Here is a 300-nt window from a genome sequence, read left to right on the forward strand (position 1 = left end):
TGAATATGCAAAACCGTTGTACGCTTCACGATAGTTCGCATAATTTGCCGTCCACCCAAAGAACAGCGTTGAACCGAATTGCATTTGTCCGATTGTCGCTTCTATTTCTGGATATTTCCGGCTTCCGTCGTCATATTGACCTTTTGTTGCGTCTTTCGGTTTCATGCTAGGTCCATTCGGGACGCCATTTAACGAAGCTTGACCGGACGCACGCAGAAACCCCGTGTCAACGCGCATTTTGCCACCTTTGGAAACCGGCGTCTGCATTTCGTTGATTGCGTTCAGCAATGATTGTTTCAT

1 protein-coding gene is annotated in these 300 nt (G+C 47.3%); it reads right to left on the reverse strand.

All coding sequences use genetic code 11. From position 1 onward, the window contains the following. Positions 1–300, reverse strand: a 300-nt coding sequence (locus tag RMT89_RS42140) for a hypothetical protein (protein WP_315889045.1), incomplete at both ends; no start/stop codon positions are given.

Origin of the sequence: Streptomyces sp. P17 (assembly GCF_032436805.1) — a bacterium.
Classification (GTDB): Bacteria; Actinomycetota; Actinomycetes; order Streptomycetales; family Streptomycetaceae; genus Streptomyces.